Annotated in this window: 18 protein-coding genes; 6 read left to right on the top strand and 12 right to left on the bottom strand. The window is 69.6% G+C overall.

Features of this window, described 5'->3' with window-relative positions:
• Positions 1-80 precede the first annotated feature (80 nt).
• Together LJ754_RS05515 and LJ754_RS05510 are read left to right on the top strand one after the other, a co-directional pair.
• Positions 81-572 carry a DUF2975 domain-containing protein gene (locus LJ754_RS05515; RefSeq protein WP_227925875.1) on the top strand — a complete coding sequence of 164 codons (492 nt, stop codon included), beginning with the start codon at positions 81-83 and terminating at the stop codon, positions 570-572.
• The gene (locus tag LJ754_RS05510; RefSeq protein WP_227925874.1) at positions 572-844 is read left to right on the top strand and encodes a helix-turn-helix domain-containing protein; all 273 of its coding nucleotides are present in this window, start codon (positions 572-574) and stop codon (positions 842-844) included. The genes LJ754_RS05515 and LJ754_RS05510 overlap by 1 nt, the downstream gene beginning before the upstream one ends.
• Here the strand turns inward: LJ754_RS05510 and LJ754_RS05505 are convergent.
• Complete coding sequence (locus LJ754_RS05505) at positions 841-2,454, bottom strand: FAD-binding protein (protein ID WP_227925873.1); 1,614 nt, start codon at positions 2,452-2,454, stop codon at positions 841-843. The genes LJ754_RS05510 and LJ754_RS05505 overlap by 4 nt on opposite strands.
• 81 nt (positions 2,455-2,535) lie before the next feature.
• On the opposite strand from LJ754_RS05505, the gene LJ754_RS05500 reads away from it, so the two are divergent.
• Positions 2,536-3,195, top strand: coding sequence for an acyl-CoA-like ligand-binding transcription factor (locus LJ754_RS05500; RefSeq protein ID WP_227912220.1), 660 nt, complete (start codon positions 2,536-2,538; stop codon positions 3,193-3,195).
• Here LJ754_RS05500 and LJ754_RS05495 read toward each other — a convergent pair.
• The gene (locus tag LJ754_RS05495; protein WP_227925872.1) at positions 3,158-4,573 is read right to left on the bottom strand and encodes an aminotransferase-like domain-containing protein; all 1,416 of its coding nucleotides are present in this window, start codon (positions 4,571-4,573) and stop codon (positions 3,158-3,160) included. The two genes, LJ754_RS05500 and LJ754_RS05495, sit on opposite strands and share 38 nt — an antisense overlap.
• Here LJ754_RS05495 and LJ754_RS05490 point away from each other — a divergent pair.
• Entirely contained in the window at positions 4,572-5,531 is a 960-nt protein-coding gene (locus LJ754_RS05490) for a DMT family transporter (protein WP_227925871.1), read from the top strand. The two genes, LJ754_RS05495 and LJ754_RS05490, sit on opposite strands and share 2 nt — an antisense overlap.
• Positions 5,532-5,543: 12 nt before the next feature.
• Here LJ754_RS05490 and LJ754_RS05485 read toward each other — a convergent pair whose 3' ends face one another.
• From LJ754_RS05485 to LJ754_RS05455, 7 genes are read right to left on the bottom strand one after another with little or no spacing between them, the layout of a single operon-like run.
• Positions 5,544-6,338, bottom strand: coding sequence for an SDR family oxidoreductase (locus tag LJ754_RS05485; protein ID WP_227925870.1), 795 nt, complete (start codon positions 6,336-6,338; stop codon positions 5,544-5,546).
• Positions 6,339-6,382: 44 nt separating this feature from the next.
• Complete coding sequence (locus LJ754_RS05480; RefSeq protein WP_227925869.1) at positions 6,383-7,747, bottom strand: PfkB family carbohydrate kinase; 1,365 nt, start codon at positions 7,745-7,747, stop codon at positions 6,383-6,385.
• Complete coding sequence (locus LJ754_RS05475) at positions 7,744-8,394, bottom strand: D-sedoheptulose-7-phosphate isomerase (RefSeq protein ID WP_442860310.1); 651 nt, start codon at positions 8,392-8,394, stop codon at positions 7,744-7,746. Before LJ754_RS05475 ends, LJ754_RS05480 begins: the two co-directional genes overlap by 4 nt.
• Positions 8,391-9,665, bottom strand: coding sequence for a glycosyltransferase (locus LJ754_RS05470; protein WP_227912212.1), 1,275 nt, complete (start codon positions 9,663-9,665; stop codon positions 8,391-8,393). Before LJ754_RS05470 ends, LJ754_RS05475 begins: the two co-directional genes overlap by 4 nt.
• Complete coding sequence (locus LJ754_RS05465) at positions 9,662-10,708, bottom strand: glycosyltransferase (protein ID WP_227925868.1); 1,047 nt, start codon at positions 10,706-10,708, stop codon at positions 9,662-9,664. Before LJ754_RS05465 ends, LJ754_RS05470 begins: the two co-directional genes overlap by 4 nt.
• Positions 10,705-11,823 (bottom strand): glycosyltransferase family 9 protein, encoded by a 1,119-nt coding sequence (locus LJ754_RS05460; protein WP_227925867.1) that lies wholly within the window; start codon positions 11,821-11,823, stop codon positions 10,705-10,707. The genes LJ754_RS05465 and LJ754_RS05460 overlap by 4 nt, the downstream gene beginning before the upstream one ends.
• Complete coding sequence (locus tag LJ754_RS05455) at positions 11,808-12,341, bottom strand: D-glycero-alpha-D-manno-heptose-1,7-bisphosphate 7-phosphatase (protein ID WP_227912209.1); 534 nt, start codon at positions 12,339-12,341, stop codon at positions 11,808-11,810. The genes LJ754_RS05460 and LJ754_RS05455 overlap by 16 nt, the downstream gene beginning before the upstream one ends.
• 154 nt (positions 12,342-12,495) lie before the next feature.
• Here LJ754_RS05455 and LJ754_RS05450 point away from each other — a divergent pair, with 154 nt between their 5' ends.
• Positions 12,496-13,437: a glycosyltransferase family 9 protein gene (locus tag LJ754_RS05450; protein ID WP_227925866.1), complete on the top strand. Its 942-nt coding sequence runs from the start codon at positions 12,496-12,498 to the stop codon at positions 13,435-13,437.
• Positions 13,438-13,487: 50 nt separating this feature from the next.
• Here the strand turns inward: LJ754_RS05450 and LJ754_RS05445 are convergent, their stop codons facing one another.
• Both LJ754_RS05445 and LJ754_RS05440 read right to left on the bottom strand, forming a co-directional pair.
• Positions 13,488-14,270 carry a sigma-70 family RNA polymerase sigma factor gene (locus LJ754_RS05445; RefSeq protein WP_227925865.1) on the bottom strand — a complete coding sequence of 261 codons (783 nt, stop codon included), beginning with the start codon at positions 14,268-14,270 and terminating at the stop codon, positions 13,488-13,490.
• A 165-nt stretch (positions 14,271-14,435) separates the two neighbouring features.
• Positions 14,436-14,807: a hypothetical protein gene (locus LJ754_RS05440; protein WP_227925864.1), complete on the bottom strand. Its 372-nt coding sequence runs from the start codon at positions 14,805-14,807 to the stop codon at positions 14,436-14,438.
• 299 nt (positions 14,808-15,106) lie between these two features.
• Between LJ754_RS05440 and LJ754_RS05435 the strand changes: the two genes are divergently transcribed.
• Positions 15,107-16,084 (top strand): EamA family transporter, encoded by a 978-nt coding sequence (locus LJ754_RS05435; protein ID WP_227925863.1) that lies wholly within the window; start codon positions 15,107-15,109, stop codon positions 16,082-16,084.
• 3 nt (positions 16,085-16,087) lie between these two features.
• On the opposite strand, the gene LJ754_RS05430 is transcribed toward LJ754_RS05435, so the two are convergent.
• A complete protein-coding gene (locus tag LJ754_RS05430; protein WP_227925862.1) occupies positions 16,088-17,641 on the bottom strand; it encodes a long-chain-fatty-acid--CoA ligase in 1,554 nt (517 codons plus the stop codon).
• Positions 17,642-17,737 lie beyond the last annotated feature (96 nt).

Raw genomic sequence — 17,737 nt, 5'->3', positions numbered from 1 at the left:
CGGAAACCCTTGCGGGACCTCTCGATTATCGATAAGTATTGACTGTCCTTCAATCGACGGGGTTCGGCAGGGAGAGCGTGATGGGAAAAGCAACCATCCTGGCGTTACGGATAGTGCTGGTGCTGGTATTTCTCGGCACCCTGTTTGTCGAGGCAGTAATGGTGCCGCTGTTCGGCACCGACTTGGCCGAGGCGGGTGCTGAAGCGGTTCGTGTGCCCGTGCTCATCATCGTGGTGCTGGGCATCCTGGCCTTCCAGGTCTGCCTGGTCTGTGTGTGGCGGCTGCTGACCATGGTGCGCCGGGGGACTGTGTTCTCCTCGGCAGCCTTCCGCTATGTGGATGTGATTATCGGCGCGGTGTCCGTCGCTGCCCTGCTGCTGTTCGCGTTGGGAGCAGTACTGGCGCCGGGCGAAGGGGTGGCACCCGGCGTCGTGCTGTTGATTGGCGGCATGGGGGTGACCGTTGCGGCCGGCGCCCTGCTCGTGCTGGTGATGCGGGCGCTGCTGGCTTCAGCCGTTGCCACTGCGGCGGAGGCGCACCATTTGCGCACCGAACTCGGCGGGGTGATCTGATGCCGATCGTCGTGGATATTGACGTGATGCTGGCTCGGCGCAAGATGGCCGTGGGCACCCTCGCCGAGCGGATTGGCATTACCCCCGCCAATCTCGCCGTGCTGAAGAACGGGCGGGCCAAGGCGGTGCGTTTCACCACCCTGGCCGCGCTCTGCGAGGTCCTCGAGTGCCAGCCCGGGGACCTGCTGCGCTGGGAGCCCGAAGCGGCGGATATCAGCGCAGCAGTTGGAAACCGGGACGGCGGCGGCGGGCAGCACCCGTCCGTCCCCTAGGCCATATCTGCGTCCAGCTCCTTGGCCTCCCGTGCAGACATGGCGTGCCGACCGGCGCGGCGGCCACTGAAAATACAGTCGGCCAGCGACAGGCCGCTGACATAGCTTTCGGAGCAGACACCAACGGCGTTGCGGCCGGCGGCGTAGAGCCCGGGAATCAGTGTGCCGTCCTGCCGCTGCACCAGACCGGACTCGCCGTCCACGACCAGTCCGCCCAGCGTCAAACCGGGAATCGGATAGAACGGGGAAGCGTCCACGGAGATGTTGTAGGCATAGAACGGTGCCTTGAGCAGCGGAACGGACAAGGCGGGGTCCTTGTGCGCCGGATCCCCGGTGCCGGCGGCGATGCCGTGGTTGTAGGCATCTACGGTCCGCTGGAGCCCGGTGGCGTCTACGCCGATTTTCATGGCCAGTTCCGCCAGTGTGCCCGCTTTTTTGTGACCGATAGTGAGCAGGAAGGCCACTTGAAGCCGCTGGAAAATCTGGGTTTGGGAACGGACCTGGCCCTGTGCCTTTTTCCAGGTGACGGAGTCATACACCGCCCAGCCCTTGCCGCCGAATTCGCGCATGAGCGTGTTGCCGTGGGTGGCTCCGTACAAGTCTTCATTCTTGATCCGGCGGCCGTTGAGGCCTACGGTCACACCCTCGATAAAGGCGCTCGGGGGTGAAAGGAAGCGCCAGGCCGTGACGTTGCCCATTTTGGCTGTGGTGCCGCCCGCGTCCATGCCCAGCCGGATTCCCGTACCGTCGTCAGCCGGGGTCCCCAGCGGGGAAATACCGGTGAACTCGGGAGCGTGGCGCTGGAGCCATTCTTCGTTGTAGATAAAGCCTCCGGCGGCGAGAACCACCGCGCTTGCACGCGCTTCCCGGTCCACCGCGCCCTCCTCCCAGAGACGCTTGATCTTCGCCACCGGTCCCTTGACCAATCCGGGTGCCCAGTTGCCGATCTTGCCGGTGAGGCGGGTCAGCCGGGCGTGTTCTGCGGCGTTTGCATGGTTCCGGTCCAGGACGCGGTACTTCACTCCCACCACGGCACCGTCCTCGATGATCAGGTCATGCACCTGGGCCAGCGGAACGAAAGTGACGCCCTTGCGGCGGGCGGATGAGGCGAGGGCGGTCCACAGCACCTTGCCGGAAGCCAGCCCTTTGGCCACGGCACGGTGTCCGCGCGGAGCCGGTTCGGCGTGGAGCTTATAGGGATGGGCCTTCTCGTTGCCGGAGAAATAGAGGTAGTGCCGGTCCGTGGGGTAGGACGTCTTGTAGTCCGGAACGCTGCTGCCGAAGACCGCTCCCTGCTGTTCGAGCCAGGTGATGGTCCCCGGGCTCTCCGCGCAAAAGCGGCGGAGGGTCTCGTCGTCCACGCTGTCGCCGGATTCCTGCCGAAGGTAGTTGTACAGGTTCTCCACGGTGTCGTCATAACCGGCCTCGCGCTGCTGGCGGGTGCCGCCTCCGGCATAGACCACCCCGCCCGACAAGGCACTGGCGCCGCCCCCGTAGGAGCGGTCCAGGACGAGCACACGCGCTCCGTTATCCGCCGCTTCGATGGCCGCTGCCGCCCCGGCATCTCCGTACCCCACCACAATCACGTCAAACTGCTCGCCCTCGGGCATAACGACCTCCTTGTCGGCAACCGTATTTCGGCAGAGTCTGCCATAACCCCGCAACGCGGAACAAGGGCTTACCGTGGGTGGATGACCAGACGAGCACCGGGCCGTCCCCCCGCGGTGGAGGAGGCCGAACTGCGCGCCCGCGCTTTCGGCGTCGTACTCCGGGACGGCTACGAAAATGTGACGGTGGGCGGCATCGCCGCCGAGGTGGGGGTCAGCGTCCGGACCCTGCACCGCCACTTTCCGGCGAAGGCAGACATTGTATGGGGCGCCGTGGACCAAACCTTTGACGCACTGCGGGAAGGGTTTGAATCGGCCGACGCCGGTCTGCCGTTGATGGAACAGATCATTGCGGCCGTGGCCGCGGCGTTTGGCGACGAGTATGCGGACGGCCGCCAGCGCATCCAGCTGATTGTCACCACCAGGGAGCTGCAGGCCGCCTCATCGCAGATGTACCAGTTGTGGCACCGGCAGCTGGTGGAAGTCATCGCCCGGAGGCTGGGTGAACCCGCGGATGCGCTGCGCCCCAGGGTGCTCGCAACGGCGGTGCAGGCCGGCATCATGGAGGCTTTGGCTGTCTGGGCCTTCTCCGACGGTGACAGATCCCCGGTGGAAACGGTGGCGACGGCATTGCGGGGTTTCGAACTCTTGGTGCCGCCGCCTGAGCCCCAAGGCTGGACGGGCGCACGGCCCGGGTCCCAGCGCCTCAGCGCCCCCGGTGGTCCTCAAGGACCCGGCCGATAATCCGCGCCCCCTCACCGAAAGCCCCCGGATTGGGTCCGGAGTAATTCAGCCGCAGATAGGCGCCGGCCTGTTCGGCGGGAAACCACTCGTTGCCTGGAGCAACGCGGACGCCGGCCGCTTCACAGTCCCGGGCCACCACGGCCGGATCGGTGTTATCCGGCAACCGCACCCACAGGTTCAGCCCGCCCTTGGGGACCGCCTCGACCCGGGCCAGCGGGGCATGCTCACGCAGCGCTTCCAGCAACAGGTCCCGCCGCGCGGCCAGCTGGCCGCGCAGGTGGCGCCGGTGCGTCCGCCAGGCGGGCTGCGTGACGACGTCGAGCGCCACCGACTGCAGGACACCGCTTACGTAGGTGGACGAGGCCTGCACATCTGACAGCAGCCGTTCCCGTGCCGGTCCGCGCGCGATGACGGCCGCCACCCGCACCGCCGGGGAAACGCTTTTGGTGAGGGACCGCAGATAAACCACGTGCCCGCCGTCGTCCCGGGCCGCCAGGGGCTCCGGATCTGCCGCAATGCCGAAGTCATGGGCCCAGTCATCCTCGATCAGGAAGGCGCCGTGCCGACGAACGGTGGCCAGCACCTGGTCCGCCCGCTGCCGGGACCAGTAGGCCCCGGTGGGGTTGGCGAAGGCGGGCTGGGCATAAAACGCCCGCGCACCGGTCTGCGCAAAGGCGCGGGACAGCTCCTCCGGATCCGGGCCGTCGCTTCCGCTGGGAACCGGAACCACCTGCACCCCGGCCTGTGCCGCCGCAAGGAGTGCACCCCAATAGGTGGGTGATTCGATGAGCAGCGGCCTGCCGGGTCCGACGAGGGCGCGGAACGCGGCACTGAGTCCACCCTGGCTGCCCGGCAGGACCACGACGTCGGCTGCTGCCGGCGGGGCGATGTCCGCCGGTGCGCCCGCCCACAGTTCAGCGGCGAACCAGGCACGGAGGTCGGGCAGGCCGGCGGCAGGGGGGCGGGAGAGCACAGTGTCGCTGCGCGTGGCACGGGCAAAGGCTGCCCGCACCAGCTGGCCGGGCAGCAGCTCCGCGTCCGGATAGCCCGAGTGCAGGGCAATCACGTCATCAGGCGCAGCGCGCATGGCGGCGGAAAGGGTGGGCATGCTGCGCGGAGCACCCAGGGCGGCGGTCTGCCAGCCGTAGTCCTGCACCCGGGCCACCGTGCGGGCACGGACAAAGGTGCCCGCGCCCGGCCGGCCCTCCACCAGCCCCAGCGAGGAGAGCGTTCGAAGCGCCCGCTGCACCGTCACCGGGCTGACGCCGTACCGCGCCACGAGTGTCCGGCTCGGCGGCAATTGGGCTCCCGGAGCGGCTGAGGAAATCCAGGTGCGCAGGTCTGCCACGATCCGGTCGGCACTGCTACTATCGGCCATGAAGCCACATAATAGCGCTACTCTCGCTGTCCCAACAGTGCTACCCAGTGCCCGCAGCGGGCTCTGGTGGGGCCTGCTGGGAGTCGCAGCCTTCTCCTTCACCCTCCCGTTCACGCGCATTGCGGTGGCGGGCGGCGGAATGTCCCCGCTCTTCGCCGGATCGGCGCGGGCCGTGGTTGCCGCGGTTCTGGCCGCCGCAGTACTGGCCGCAACGCGGCAGCGGCTGCCGCGGGGAACCCAGTGGGCACGTCTGGCACTGGTGGCAGGCGGCGTGGTGGCCGGGTTCCCGCTGCTGACGTCCTTTGCGCTCGCCACTGCTCCCGCCAGCCACGGCGCCGTCGTCGTCGCGCTGCTGCCGGCGGCCACCGCCACCGTGGCGGTCCTGCGCACGGGGGAGCGGCCGCCGCGGAGGTTCTGGCTGCTGGCAGCCGTCGGAGCGGGTGCAGCCGGAGGATTCGCTGCGGTGCAGGGCGGCGGGCAGGCCGGCCTGCACCCGTCGGACCTCCTGCTGTTCGCTGCGGTGATTGCCGGGGCAGTGGGATACGCGGAGGGTGGCATCCTGACCCGGGAGCTCGGTGCCTGGCAGACCATTTCCTGGGCACTGGTACTGGCCGCACCGGTGATGGGCGGGCTGGCCGTGGCCGCCGCACTCAGCCGGCCGCCTGCCGCCGGCCCGGGCGAGTGGGCAGCCTTCGCCTATCTGGGCGTGGTGAGCATGTTCCTGGGCTTCTTCGCCTGGTACCGCGGGCTCGGTATCGGCCCCATGGCGCAGGTCAGCCAGGTACAGCTGGTCCAGCCGGTCCTGACCATCTGTTGGGCGGCGCTGCTGCTGCACGAGAAACTGACCTGGGCCACCGTACTCGGCGGGCTCGCGGTGATCCTGTGCGCCGGTGTCGCCGTGCGGACCCGCAGCCGAAAGGTGCAGCCTGCCGCGAAGCCGAAGCCGATGCCGGCCTGAACGGACGGGGACTCAGGGCCAGGAATCCTCCTCCTCGTGGCAGATCAGCATTTCGCGGATTTCGCAGCCGGTCGGCTGGGAGAGGGCGAACAGGATGGCGTCGGCCACCCGGGCGGGGTCATTGAGCCGGGAATCGTCCTGCGGCCGGTACTGCTCGGTGCGGTCATCGAAGAAACGGGTCTTCATGCCGCCGGGAATCATGGTGGTGACGCCCACGCGTCCGGCCGTTTCGGCGGCCAGGGCCCGGCTAAACCCGACCACCCCGAACTTGGAGGCGCAGTACGCGGTCGCATCCGAGACGGCTTTGAGCCCCAGAGTGGAAGCCACGGTGACAACCCGGCCGCGGGACGCCATCAGGTACGGCAGGGCGGCACGCACCACGGACACCGTGCCGAGCAGGTTCACGCCGATGACTTTCTCCCACTCCCGGGCCGCAACGTCTTCGAGCTGGCCGCAGCGGTCGATTCCGGCCGCGGTGACCACAGCGTCCAGCCCGCCAAGCATCAACGCCGCTTCCCGGACGGCCACTTCCACGCTGGCACGGTCCGCCACGTCCACCTGCAGGGCCTTGGCACCCGTGACGGAACTGGTGTCGAGGTCCAGCACCACCACGCTGCCGCCGGCGGCGGTCACCGCTTCGGTGACGGCGGCGCCCAGGCCGGAGGCCCCGCCGGTAACCAGGACGCGGAGGGTGGTTGCAGCGCGTACCGGGGTGCCGCGGAGGGCAGGGTCCGGCTGCGGGGCGGCGGCGTCGAGCGCGGAGCCGGGTGCGGGGACGGCGGGGACAGCGGAAGGGGAGACAGACATGGACGGTTCCTTTCAATCGGGACGGGGACGGCGGAAAGGCGCGGTCAGCCGACTTTGGCCAGGGCGGAGGCCAGCGCCGTGGTGGAGCGGGCCGGGTGGTACGGGACGGTGACGGTCTCACCGCCCCAGGAACGGATCAGCTCGGCCTCGGGCAGTTGATCCTCGCGGTAGTCCCCGCCCTTGACCCAGATGTCGGGGCGCAGCCGTTCCAGTACGGCGGACGGGGTGTCCTCCTCGAAAACCAGCACACCGTCCACGCATTCCAGGGACTGCAGCAGCTCCGCCCGGTCTTCTGCACCGATGATCGGGCGTGCCTCGCCCTTGAGCCGCCGCACCGAGTCATCGGAGTTCAGGCACACAATGAGGCAGTCGCCCAGCCCCCGCGCAGCCAGCAGCGTGCGCGCGTGCCCGGCATGGAGCAGGTCGAAGCAGCCGCCGGTGGCCACCACGGTTCCGCCGCGTTCCCGGATCAGTGCGGCAGTGGCCAGGGCGTCGGGGACGTCGCTGCCCAGCACCGGCAGCGTATCCTCCCGGTCCAGGGCGGCCACGCCGCCGGCAGCCAGGAACGACGCCGCGGTGCCGACGGCGCTTTCAACCGCCGCTTCCAGCCCGTCGCCGTCGAGCAGCCGGACAACCAGCGACGCCGCGAACCGGTCCCCGGCCCCGCAGCTGTCATCCTCGCGGATCCGGGGCGCCGGCAGGACCTGCGCCAGACCGGCGGCCGGCAACGCCAGGGCTCCCTGGGCGCCCATGGTCACCACCACGGAACGGCTGCTCCAGCGCGCCAGTAGCCGCTCCGCAGCGCGCAGCCCGGCCGGAACACCGCCCGGCGTTTCTCCCGCAGCCTGCAGTGCCTCCGTCATATTCGGTGTGACGGCAGCGACCCCCGGTACCGGGTCGGCTCCGGCCGGATGCGGATCCCACACCACCGGGATCCGGCCAGCCAGGGCACCGAGCAGTTCCCGCAGTGCGGGATTGGCAGTCAGGCCGCGGCCGTAGTCCGAGACCAGCACGGCGTCCGCAGCCGCCACGGCCGCCAGCATCTGCGCGGTCACTGCCGGCACGGGGGGCGGGGCGCAGCCTTCGTCGAAGCGGACCACGGCCTGGGCGCCGGCCCGGATCCGGGTCTTGACCGGCGTGGGAGCATCCGACGGCCCGCTGGTCAGGGGGATGCCGGCCAGCGCGGTGCGCAGCAGCCCGGAGGCCCCGTCATCGGAGAGCACCGTCACCAGGTGCACCTGCACCCCGTCCCGCTCCAGCATCCGCGCCGCCAGGCCCGCTCCGCCGGCGCGGCGGCCGACGTCGGCGACGTCCACCACCGGCACCGGGGCATCGGGGGAGAGTCGCTGGGCGGAACCGGTTATGTCCGTGTCCAGCAAGGTGTCGCCTACTACGACAATCGTTTTCACGGCATTCCTCCTGCAGCGGTGCGCTGTTGGGGTTGGGTGCACCGTTGCACCTCGGCGTCAAAGGACCGGCACAGCGCATGCAGGGCCACCAGATGGGCCTCCTGCGCGTTGGCCGCCGGCGCATCCACTGTGACCGCCTCCTCACTCGCTGCGGCGAGGGGATTGGGTCCCCGGCCGGTCAGCGCCCATGTGCGCAGCCCGGCACGGCGTGCGGCCTGCACGGCGGCGAGCAGGTTGGGGCTGGCGCCGCTGGTGGAGAACAGGAGCAGCACGTCGCCGGGGCGGCCGTGGCCCGTCACCTGCCGGGCGTAGAGCTGTTCAAATCCGTAGTCGTTGGCGATGGCCGTGACCGCGGAGGTGTCCGCGTGCAGGGCGATGGCGGAAAAGGGCCGGCGCTCGCCGTCGAACCGGCCCACCAGTTCCGCGCTGAGGTGCTGGGCCTCGGCGGCGGAACCGCCGTTGCCGGCGGTCAGCAGCCGGTGTCCATCCAGCAGGCGCCCGGCAAGCTCCACGCCCCACTGGGCCAGCCGCCCGGCCTGCTGCTGTACGGAGAGCAGGGCGGGGCCGGTGCCGGCCAGATGGGCCAGGACCGCCCCGTGCGCCGCATCGGTCACGGGCGGAGGCGCGGTGGCCGGTTCGAAACTCACAGTGCCTGCCCTCCCGTCGGCTGCAGCCGGGCCGGCCGGGCCTGGCCGCGGGGGACTCCCCTCAGAGCCAACTGATAGGCCTTTTCGGTTTCCTGGGCCACCCGGTCCCAGGAGTACCGGGCGGAGGCACGTTGCCTGCCGGCGGTGCCGAGCCGCCGGGCGTAGCCGGGGTTTTGCAGCAGTTCGCCCAGCGCGGCGGCCAGGGCGGCCGGGTCCCGCGGCGGTACGAGCAGCCCGGTTTTGCCGTGGACCACCGTATCGATCAGTCCGCCCACCGCGGTGGCCACCACCGGCACTGCGCAGGCCATGGCCTCCAGCGGAACGATGCCGAACGGCTCATACCAGGGTGCGCACACCACTGCGTCCGCGCTGCGCAGCACCGCCGGCATGTCTTCGCGCGGAACCTGTCCGCGCAGCAGCACCCGGTCCGCCACGCCCAGGGAGCGGGCCAGGGACATCAACCGGCGAGCCTCCGGATCCGATTCCAGCCCGGCACAGTCGCTTGAGCCGCCCACAATGAGCAGTTCCACGTCCGCCATGCCGGCCTCCTGCAGCAGTCCCAGCGCCTGGATGGCCAGGTCCACGCCCTTGCGAGGCACCAGACGCCCGACGGCGGCAATGCGGTGCCGCCGGCCGCGGGGCTCGGCTGGTCCGCGGGACTTGAACAGGGACAGGTCCACACCGCACGGCGCAATGGAGATGCGGCTGCCCGGCACGCCCATGGCCTTGAGTTCAAAAACCTCGTCCGAGCAGGTGGCCAGGACCCGGTCTGCCCGCCGGCCCACCGAGGGTTCCAGCCAGGTCCGCTCCGGCGGGCTGGTGTCCTCCGCGCCCTGATGCCGTTTCTTCACCGTCCCGAGCGCATGGAAGGTGTGCAGCACCGGTACCCGGGCGCCGTCGTCGGCCGCGCTTTGGACCGCCTCCAGCGCGGCCAGGCCGGACATCCAGAAGTGTGAATGCACCACGTCCGGCGGCTGGTTTCCCCAGTCCGCCACCATGCCTTCGGCCAGCTGTCCCATGTACGGCAGCAGGTCATCCTTGGGCAGCGGCAGTGCCGGTCCGGCCGCCACGTGCACTACTTCCAGCCCGTCCTGCACCTGCACCCGGTCCGGCAGCCCGGGGTCATCACGCCGGGTGTACACCTGCACGGTGTGCCCGCGGGCTGCCAGCGCCACGGAAAGGGCGGCTACATGGACGTTCTGCCCGCCGGCATCCACGCCGCCCAGCGCAGCCAACGGACTAGCGTGCTCGGACACCATTGAGATTCTCACTGTTGTCCCCCTCCTGTTGATGCCGTTATCGGTCCTGCCGGCGCCTGCTGCGGCGCGGCGGAAAGCTTGTATGAGACCACGTCGGTAAGGAGCCTGTCCCACTCGGACAGGAACCGGGCCAGGCCGTAACGGGCCAGCGCCGCCTCACGCGCTGCCAGCCCGCAGGTGCGCGCGTGTTCCGGATCCGCCAGAAGCATCTGTGCTGCCGCGAGGAGTTCTTCGGGGTTGTTGCTGACCAGCCCTGCCTCCGGCGGAACCGCCCGGCTGGCCTCCGTGGTGGCCAGCACCAGGACGGGCAGGCCCAGGTGCATGGCTTCGAGCAGTGACAGGCCCAGGGAGGTCCAGCGCATCGGATGCAGGTAGGCCCGGCAGCCGGCCAGTTCGGCGTGCATCCGGGCGGCGGGGAGATCTCCGCGGAGGAGCAGCCGGTCCCGGTTGCCCTCCCCGTCCAGCTGCAAGGCGGCGGGCAGTTGACCGGTGCCGAAGCCGAAGATTTCCAGGGGAGCGGCCCGGGCAAAGGCCGGCAGCAGGTCCGTGCCGGTGATCCTTCCGCGGCGGACGGGGTCGTTGACCGCCACACCCAGGTGCGGCCGGTCTCCGGTGTACAGGTACCCCGGGTCGGGGATGCCGTGCTCAATTACCCGGACCGGGGCGTCGCCGGTGTCCCAGAAGAGCCGGTTGAACTGCGTAACGTGCACCACGGGGATAGCGTTTTGGCCGGCCAGTGGATGCCGGGTTTCCGGCACCGCGCCGCGCGGGGTGTTGTGTTCCAGGTAAACCGCGGGCAGGTCCTGGCCGGGCCGGCGGCCCAGCAGGCGGGCGCAGGCAACAAGTTCCTCCGGACGCTGCAGCACCACCGCATCGACCTGTTGACCGCGCAGCTGCTCGGGCGCCACTTCGACGGCGGACGCCGGCCAGGCCCGGCCGCCGCGGCCCAGCCCCCAGCCGTCCCGGGCGGGTGTGGTCGGCAGCAGATACTCATGGGAGCCGCGGACAAAGGATTCCATCCACCCTCCGTGCACATGCCAGAGCAGGATCTTCATGGTTTCCCCGCTCTCCGGTGCCCGGATACGTGTGCCGGAAGGCCGCCGTGCCGGGTTTCCCGCCGCGTGCCCAGGGACGGAACACCGCGGACCAGGCGCTGCACGGCTTCCACCACCTGTTCCGGTGCGACGCCGGACAGGCAGGGGTGCCCAGGCACCGGGCAGGTCCGGGCCCGGGAAAGCCGGCATGGTCCCTGCTGGTCGCCCAGCAGTTCCAGCGGCACCCGGTACGGTGCCCAGCGGACAGCGGGCACCACCGGGGCGAAGAGGCTGACCACCGGCGTGCCAACAGCCGCCGCCAAATGTGCGGGGCCTGTGTTTCCCACCACCACGGCGTCGGCACCGGCCAGCACACCGGCCAGCGAGGCCAGGTCCGTGCGGCCGCCGAGGTCCAGCCCGGCCACCCCCGCCACCGTGGCCGTCAGTGCCTTCTCGCCGGGGCCGCCGGTCACCACCACGCGGTAGCCGGCAGCGGTCAGGAGCTCGACGGCGGCGGCGTAGTGCAGGGCAGGCCAGGCGCGCGCCGGGACGGCGGTGCCGGGATGCACCACCACATAGGGGTCATCGCCCGCCAGATGCCCTGCATCGGGCAGCGGACCCAGCCGGAGCCTGCCGTCGTCACCGGCCGGAAGCCGGAAACCGGCGGCTGCGGCAATTCGAAGGTTCCGTTCCGGTTCCGGCTGGTCTTCGGGGAAATCCTCGCCGGGCCGCAGCCGCTGGTCCAGGAGCGCACCGGCGTAGTCGGTGGAAGCACCGGTGATGGTGTGCACCCCTGCGGTTCGGAGCACCAGCGCCAGGGGCAGCGGGGACTGGTGGAAGGACGTGAGGATCACCGCCTCACGGGTTCCGGCAGCGCGGACCATGTCCACCAGCGCTGCCAGGTGCGCCGGCGACGGTTCCGGGGCGGGGTTCACGATCCACGGGCAGGACCACTCCAGCACCTGCGCGGCGCCGGGCAGCAGCCGGGCGGCCGGGGTCCCCGCCGGGCCGACCAGCAGCACGGCCTCCACCCCCGGCGCGGACGCCACCGCACGGACGGCGGGGCCGGCCAGCAGGACGTCGCCCGCGCCGTCGAGCCTCGCCACCAGGACCCGGCGGCTCACGCGCCGCCCCACAACAGGTCCACTGCTTTCCGCAAATCGGCGGCCACCAGATCAGCTGCAGCGGTTTCGGCGGGCCGCGTGACGGCTGTGGGGACCAGGACGCCGCGGGCGCCGGCCGCCGCGGCCGCCTGGACATCGGCGCCGATGTCGCCGATCACCGCCACCTCAGCCGGGTCCAGGCCCAGGCGCCGGGCGGCACGCAGCACCATTCCAGGCATGGGCTTGCGGCAGATGCAGCCGCGTTCCGGGGTGTGCGGGCAGATCTCCCACACATCGAACGGACCCAGCAGGGCGTCAACGGCGGCGTTGACGGCTTCCACCTGCCCGGCGGAGAGCAGCCCGCGGCCGATGCCGGACTGGTTGGTCACCACACCCACCGGGATGCCGTCCCGCCGCAGCCGTGCCAGCACATCGGCAGCCCCGGGCACCGCCTGCACCAGTTCCGGGTCCCCGTTGTAGGGCACGTCAACAATCAGCGTGCCGTCCCGGTCAAACAGGACGGCACGCGGCGGTGACGGCATAACTTCCATACCGCCTCTGTCCCCCTTCGGCACTGCTGCTAAACACCCGCAGCCACATCTTTTTCCGGGGGTGCCTCCAGCCACGGGGGAACACACCTGTACCGGGCGGGCCGCTGATCTGGCAGGATGTGCCTCCAATCCTCAATCGGAAGGACCCTGAACCATGCCCGAGCAGGCATCGGACCGCCCCGAACTCCTGGTCCTGCGGGCCCTGAAACTCGGGGACCTGCTGGTGGCAGTCCCGGCCCTTAAGGCCCTGCGCAGGGCCTTCCCCGGACACCGCATCCGATACGCAGCGCAGGAATGGCTGCGCCCGCTGCTGCCGCTGACCGGCGCCGTGGATGGCCTGCTGCCGCTGCACGGCCTGGACGTGCCCATTGACCTGCCGCCCGGACAGGTGGACGTGGCAGTGAACCTGCATGGCCGGGGCCCGGAAAGCTGCGGCCGGTTGGAAGCACTGAAGCCGGCCCGGCTGATCGGCCACGCCGGGCCGGGATGGGACGGTCCGCCCTGGAAGGACGGCGTGCATGAACGGGAGCGCTGGGCCGGTCTGTTGTCGTGGCACGGAATTCCAGCCGATCCGCTGGATTACCGGTTGGACCCGCCGGCCGCGGCGGTATCCGTCCCCGGGGCCGTAGTGCTCCACGTGGGTGCCGCCTACGGCAGCAGGCTGTGGCCCGCGGGCCGGTTCGCGGACGTCGCCCGGGAACTCGATGCGGCCGGCGCACAGGTCCTGCTGACGGGCAGCAGCTCCGAACGGCCGCGGGCACTTGCCGTGGCGGAGGCTGCCGGGCTGGAAGCGGACTCAGTGGTGGCCGGCGAGCTGGGGCTGGCGGAATTCGCCGCGCTGATCGCCCGGGCCCGTCTGGTGGTCTCAGCAGACACTGGTGCTGCCCATCTGGCCTCGGCCTACGCCCGGCCGTCGGTGGTGCTGTTTGGCCCGGCGCCGGTAGCAGAATGGGGTCCGCCGCCGGGTCCGCATATTGCCCTGACAGATGAAAGCCGCCGCCGCGGAGACACCTTCGCCGTGGATCCCGACCCGGCGCTTATGGCCGTCACGGTGGAAGATGTCCTGGCCGCCGTCGATAAGCTCGACGCCCTGTAGGCACTGGCCCACGGGCGCGCGGGCGGTTCGGTTCAGAGGGCTCCGGCGGGTCAGGCAGTTGCCGGGCGGGCCGCGTTTGCGGCAGCTTCTGAAGGGCCGAGCAGCTCGTGCTGCAACTGCACCAGGATCCGGGCGAGCCGCCGGGAAACCTGCATTTGGGTCAGGCCCAGCCGGGTACCGATGGCCTGCTGTGATTCCTCGTGGAAATACCGCCGGAACAGCAGCTCCTTGTCAGCATCCGTCAGGTTCCGCACGGCCCGGCGGAGCATGGCGAGGTTTTCCGCGTGTTCCAGCCGCCCGTCGGCCGAAGCCCACTGTTCCGCGCCGGTGGTGCCGGCGATGGCGTCCAGGGATTCCGGCCGCAGGCTGCTTTGGCAGTTCAGCGCCTCGGCTACCGTTTTGGCGTCCACGCCCAGCGCCTCGGACAGTTCGCAGAGCGAGGGCGCATGCCCCAGTGACTGGAACAGCTCCGGCTGCAGCCGGGCGATGGCGGTGCGGAGGTCCTGCAGGTGGCGCGGCGGGCGTACCACCCAGGAATGGTCGCGCAGGTACCGCTTAAGCTCGCCGTGGATGGTGGGCACGGCAAAGGCCGGGAAATGCGGACCGACCGCCGGGTCGAAGCGCCGGACGGCCTTGATCAATCCCATGTAGGCCACCTGGCGCAGGTCGGCCAGTTCACGGCCGCGGCCCGCGTAGGCGGCGGCAGCGGTTTCGGCTATATCGCGGTACTTAAGGACCAGTTCGTTGTGCAGCGCCTGCTGCAGGTCCCCGCGGGCCTGGCGGGCTTCTTCGAAGTGGTGCAGGGACAGGGGAGAGCTGCTGGAGGAGCGCATGGGCGGGCAGGTATTTCAGCCGCAGGTCCGGCCCTCTGCTGGACCGCCTGAACAGGACACCAGAGCGGCCACCTGTTATCAAGAGTCCGGACCACTTGTTTTGCTGCTGCTCCTTGAAATGCGCAGAGAGCAGAAGGTATAAGGTCCGGCGGCGGGGGAAGGCGGTTAGCGCATCCGTGCCAGCAGGTTGCGAAGTGAGGTGACGGAATGGTCCGGAGCGGCAGTCCCCGCCTCGCCGTCCTCCTGCACCGGCTCCTGCACCGGCTCCTGTCCCGCTGCAGGGCCGCGTCCCCGTTCACGCGCCGTCGTCTTCGCGCTGCGGTGCAGGACCAGGGCGGCGACGGCGGCTGCCGCGGCCAGGGCGGTGGCCAACGCAACCATGAGGTTGCAGTACATCCAGAGGAACATCAGGGCAGCCGGGGTGCCGAGCGGCGCCTCAAGGAACCCGGCGGCGGAAACCACCCAGAAGGCTATGCATACGGCTAGGAGGAGCCAGGCGGTGCGCTGACTGACAAGGGTAATCAGTTTCTGCTTCATGGCAGGAAAATCCCGGGGAAGATTGGAGGCGCCGTCTTCTTGACCCATCAACCCTAGGCACCTCGCCGTCACGTGCGGGGGTTCTGCCGTGCATGGCTCCGATTTGGCGGCCGAGGGGTTGCCATCCGGCCGGGCGCACTGTGCAGGAACGGATGGTTGCCGTATCCGTCCGCGATGGATACGGCAACCGTACCGAGTGGTCGGGGTGCAGATGTATTGAAACCCGTCCCGCCCCGGGGTAGCGTCGCCGTCGTTGTTCCCTCCCGGCACGGTACCGGGAACCCGTCCTGAGGAGACCCATGGAGCCAGAGCAGACAGCCGCCCCCAAGGCGCTGCCCGCAAGCGTTTCCGGGCTGGTAATTGCCCTGTCCTCATCCGCCGTTTTTGGGCTCTCCGGCTCCTTCGCCAAGTCCCTGCTGGAAACCGGGTGGACCACCGCCGGTGCCGTTGCTGTGCGGATGCTGGGAGCCGTGGCGGTCCTGGCTGTCCCCGCCCTCATCGCACTGCACGGCCGCTGGGGACAGGTACGCGGCAACTGGCGCACCATTGTGCTGTTTGGCTTCATCGGGGTGGCCGGCTGCCAGTTTTTCTACTTCAACGCGGTGGAACGCCTCTCCGTGGGGGTGGCCCTGTTGCTGGAATTCCTGGCACCGGTGCTGATGGTGCTCTGGATTTGGGCCGCCACCCGGCGCCGGCCCGGTATCCGCACCATCCTCGGCGCCCTGGCCGCCATCGCCGGGCTGGTCCTGGTGCTGGACCTGGGCGGCAGCATCCGCATAGATCCGGTGGGCGTACTCTGGGGCCTGGCCGCCGCGGTCTGCCTGGCCATCTACTTCTTCATCACCGCCAAGCAGAATGACTCGCTGCCACCGCTGGTCCTCGCCACCGGGGGCATGCTCGTGGGCGGCGCCACCATGGCACTGCTCGGCCTGATAGGGGTTCTTCCCCTGGGCTTCAGCACAGCAGGAGTGGAACTGGGCGGCTGGCACACCACCTGGTGGGTGCCCGTGGCCGGACTGGTTTTGTTCTCCACCGTACTGGCCTACGTCACCGGCATCATCGCCGCGCGGGCCCTGGGCTCACGCGTGGCCTCCTTCGTTTCATTGACCGAAGTGCTTTTTGCCGTGCTGTGGGCGTGGCTGCTCCTTGCGGAGCTGCCACGCCCGGTACAGCTGGCCGGCGGGGCCCTGATTGTTGCCGGCGTAGTGCTGGTCCGCTCCGACGAACCGGCCGGGCTTCCGGGCGAAGCTGCCGCCGACGTCGAGCCGTACTCCTGAGACCTACGCCGTGGGGGTTTCGTCCAGAAGCGGGCGGGGAGGGGCGGAGACCTTGATTTCGCGCTTGAGGATCTTGCCCGTGGGCCCCTTGGGGAGAGCGTCGGTGAGTTCGATGCGGCGCGGGTACTTGTAGGCGGCCAGCCGGTCCTTGGCGAACCGGGCGATGTCGGCGATCAAGGTTTCCCGTGCGGCGTCGTCGGCCGGAACGGCTTCTTCCCGCAGGCCCACCACAGCCACGATTTCCTCGCCGTGCAGCGGATCCGGAACACCGATCACGGCCACCTCGGAAACGGCAGGATGCTCGTACAGCACTTCCTCGACCTCGCGCGGATACACGTTGTAGCCGCCGCGCAGGATCATGTCCTTCTTGCGGTCCACAATGTAGATGTTGTCCTCCTCGTCGAACCGAGCCAGGTCCCCGGTGCGGAACCAGCCGTCGGGAATGGCTGCGGCAGTGGCGTCGTCGTTCCGCCAGTAGCCCTTCATGACACCCTCGCCGCGGACGGAGAGTTCGCCAATCTCTCCCACGGGGACGTCCGCGCCGTCGGGATCCAGCATCCGCACCTCCATCCCGTCCACGGCCTTGCCGATGGAGCCGGCACGCCGTCCCTCGCCGGGAAGATTAAAGGAGACGATGGGCGAGGTTTCAGAGAGTCCGTAACCCTCCAGCAGTTGGATGCCGAACACGTCCTCGAACTCGTGCAGCACCTCCAGCGGCATTGCCGAACCGCCGGTGATAGCGCCGCGCAGCGAGGAGAGCTTGGTGTCCTTCACGGCCGGATGGCGGAGCATGCCCACGTACATGGTGGGGACACCCTCAAAGATCGTCACGCCGTCGCGTTCGATGATTTCCAGGGCCTTGCCGGCATCAAACCGGGGCAGCAGGCTGATGGACGCGCCCGCGAGCAGGGCCGAGTTCAACGCGGCGGTCTGGCCGAACACGTGGAAGAACGGCAGCCCGCCGAAGATCACATCGGTTTCCCGGGTATCCAGCAGGGACCTGGACACGATGGCGTTGCTGCGCAGGTTGCGGTGCGTCAGGGCAGCACCCTTCGGCCGTCCGGTAGTGCCCGAGGTGTACAGGATCACCGCGATGTCCTCACCGTCCACCTCCGCCAGGTCCGGCCGCGAATCCGCACCCGCCAGCAGTCCCATGAAAGAGGAGGAGTCCACCGGCACCACTTCCACGCCGCCGTCGGCCTCTTCTGCTCCGGCAGAGACTTCACCGGCCACGCCCTCCCAGGCAAAAACCAGCCGGGCGCCGGAGTCCTGCAGGTGGTAGGCAACCTCGCGCGCCTTCAGCAGCGGATTCATGGGGACAACTACGGCGCCGTAGCGCAGGACACCGTAATACACGAAGGCCATCTGCGGAATGTTGGGCATCATCAGGCCGACGCGCTCACCCGGCACCACCCCGCGGGCGGCCAGGAGCCCGGCTACCTTGGCGCTCATCGCGTCCAGGGCGGCGTAGGACACCACTGTGTCGTCGAGTTTCAGGGCGGTCCGCTCCGGAAAGCGGGCCGCGGTTTCCGTAAGGATTCCGGCGAGGTTCTGCATAAGGATCTCCTTTGATCTCTGCGGCATCGTCGGGCGGCTGATCCCTGCGATGTAGGAGGCAGTCTAGCCACAGCCGGCTGCCCGTAAATCTTTTTT

Source organism: Arthrobacter sp. zg-Y40, assembly GCF_020731535.1.
Classification (GTDB): Bacteria; Actinomycetota; Actinomycetes; order Actinomycetales; family Micrococcaceae; genus Arthrobacter_B.
This window is presented reverse-complemented; position numbering and strand designations above follow the sequence as displayed.

Coding starts and splice junctions, on each gene's coding strand:
- LJ754_RS05485 (WP_227925870.1), bottom strand. CDS start 6,338: ATGTCTGTCTCCCCTTCCGCTGTCCCCGCCGTCCCCGCACCCGGCTCC.
- LJ754_RS05515 (WP_227925875.1), top strand. CDS start 81: ATGGGAAAAGCAACCATCCTGGCGTTACGGATAGTGCTGGTGCTGGTA.
- LJ754_RS05495 (WP_227925872.1), bottom strand. CDS start 4,573: ATGGCCGATAGTAGCAGTGCCGACCGGATCGTGGCAGACCTGCGCACC.
- LJ754_RS05500 (WP_227912220.1), top strand. CDS start 2,536: ATGACCAGACGAGCACCGGGCCGTCCCCCCGCGGTGGAGGAGGCCGAA.
- LJ754_RS05510 (WP_227925874.1), top strand. CDS start 572: ATGCCGATCGTCGTGGATATTGACGTGATGCTGGCTCGGCGCAAGATG.
- LJ754_RS05445 (WP_227925865.1), bottom strand. CDS start 14,270: ATGCGCTCCTCCAGCAGCTCTCCCCTGTCCCTGCACCACTTCGAAGAA.
- LJ754_RS05450 (WP_227925866.1), top strand. CDS start 12,496: ATGCCCGAGCAGGCATCGGACCGCCCCGAACTCCTGGTCCTGCGGGCC.
- LJ754_RS05430 (WP_227925862.1), bottom strand. CDS start 17,641: ATGCAGAACCTCGCCGGAATCCTTACGGAAACCGCGGCCCGCTTTCCG.
- LJ754_RS05435 (WP_227925863.1), top strand. CDS start 15,107: ATGGAGCCAGAGCAGACAGCCGCCCCCAAGGCGCTGCCCGCAAGCGTT.
- LJ754_RS05455 (WP_227912209.1), bottom strand. CDS start 12,341: ATGGAAGTTATGCCGTCACCGCCGCGTGCCGTCCTGTTTGACCGGGAC.
- LJ754_RS05440 (WP_227925864.1), bottom strand. CDS start 14,807: ATGAAGCAGAAACTGATTACCCTTGTCAGTCAGCGCACCGCCTGGCTC.
- LJ754_RS05490 (WP_227925871.1), top strand. CDS start 4,572: ATGAAGCCACATAATAGCGCTACTCTCGCTGTCCCAACAGTGCTACCC.
- LJ754_RS05465 (WP_227925868.1), bottom strand. CDS start 10,708: ATGAAGATCCTGCTCTGGCATGTGCACGGAGGGTGGATGGAATCCTTT.
- LJ754_RS05505 (WP_227925873.1), bottom strand. CDS start 2,454: ATGCCCGAGGGCGAGCAGTTTGACGTGATTGTGGTGGGGTACGGAGAT.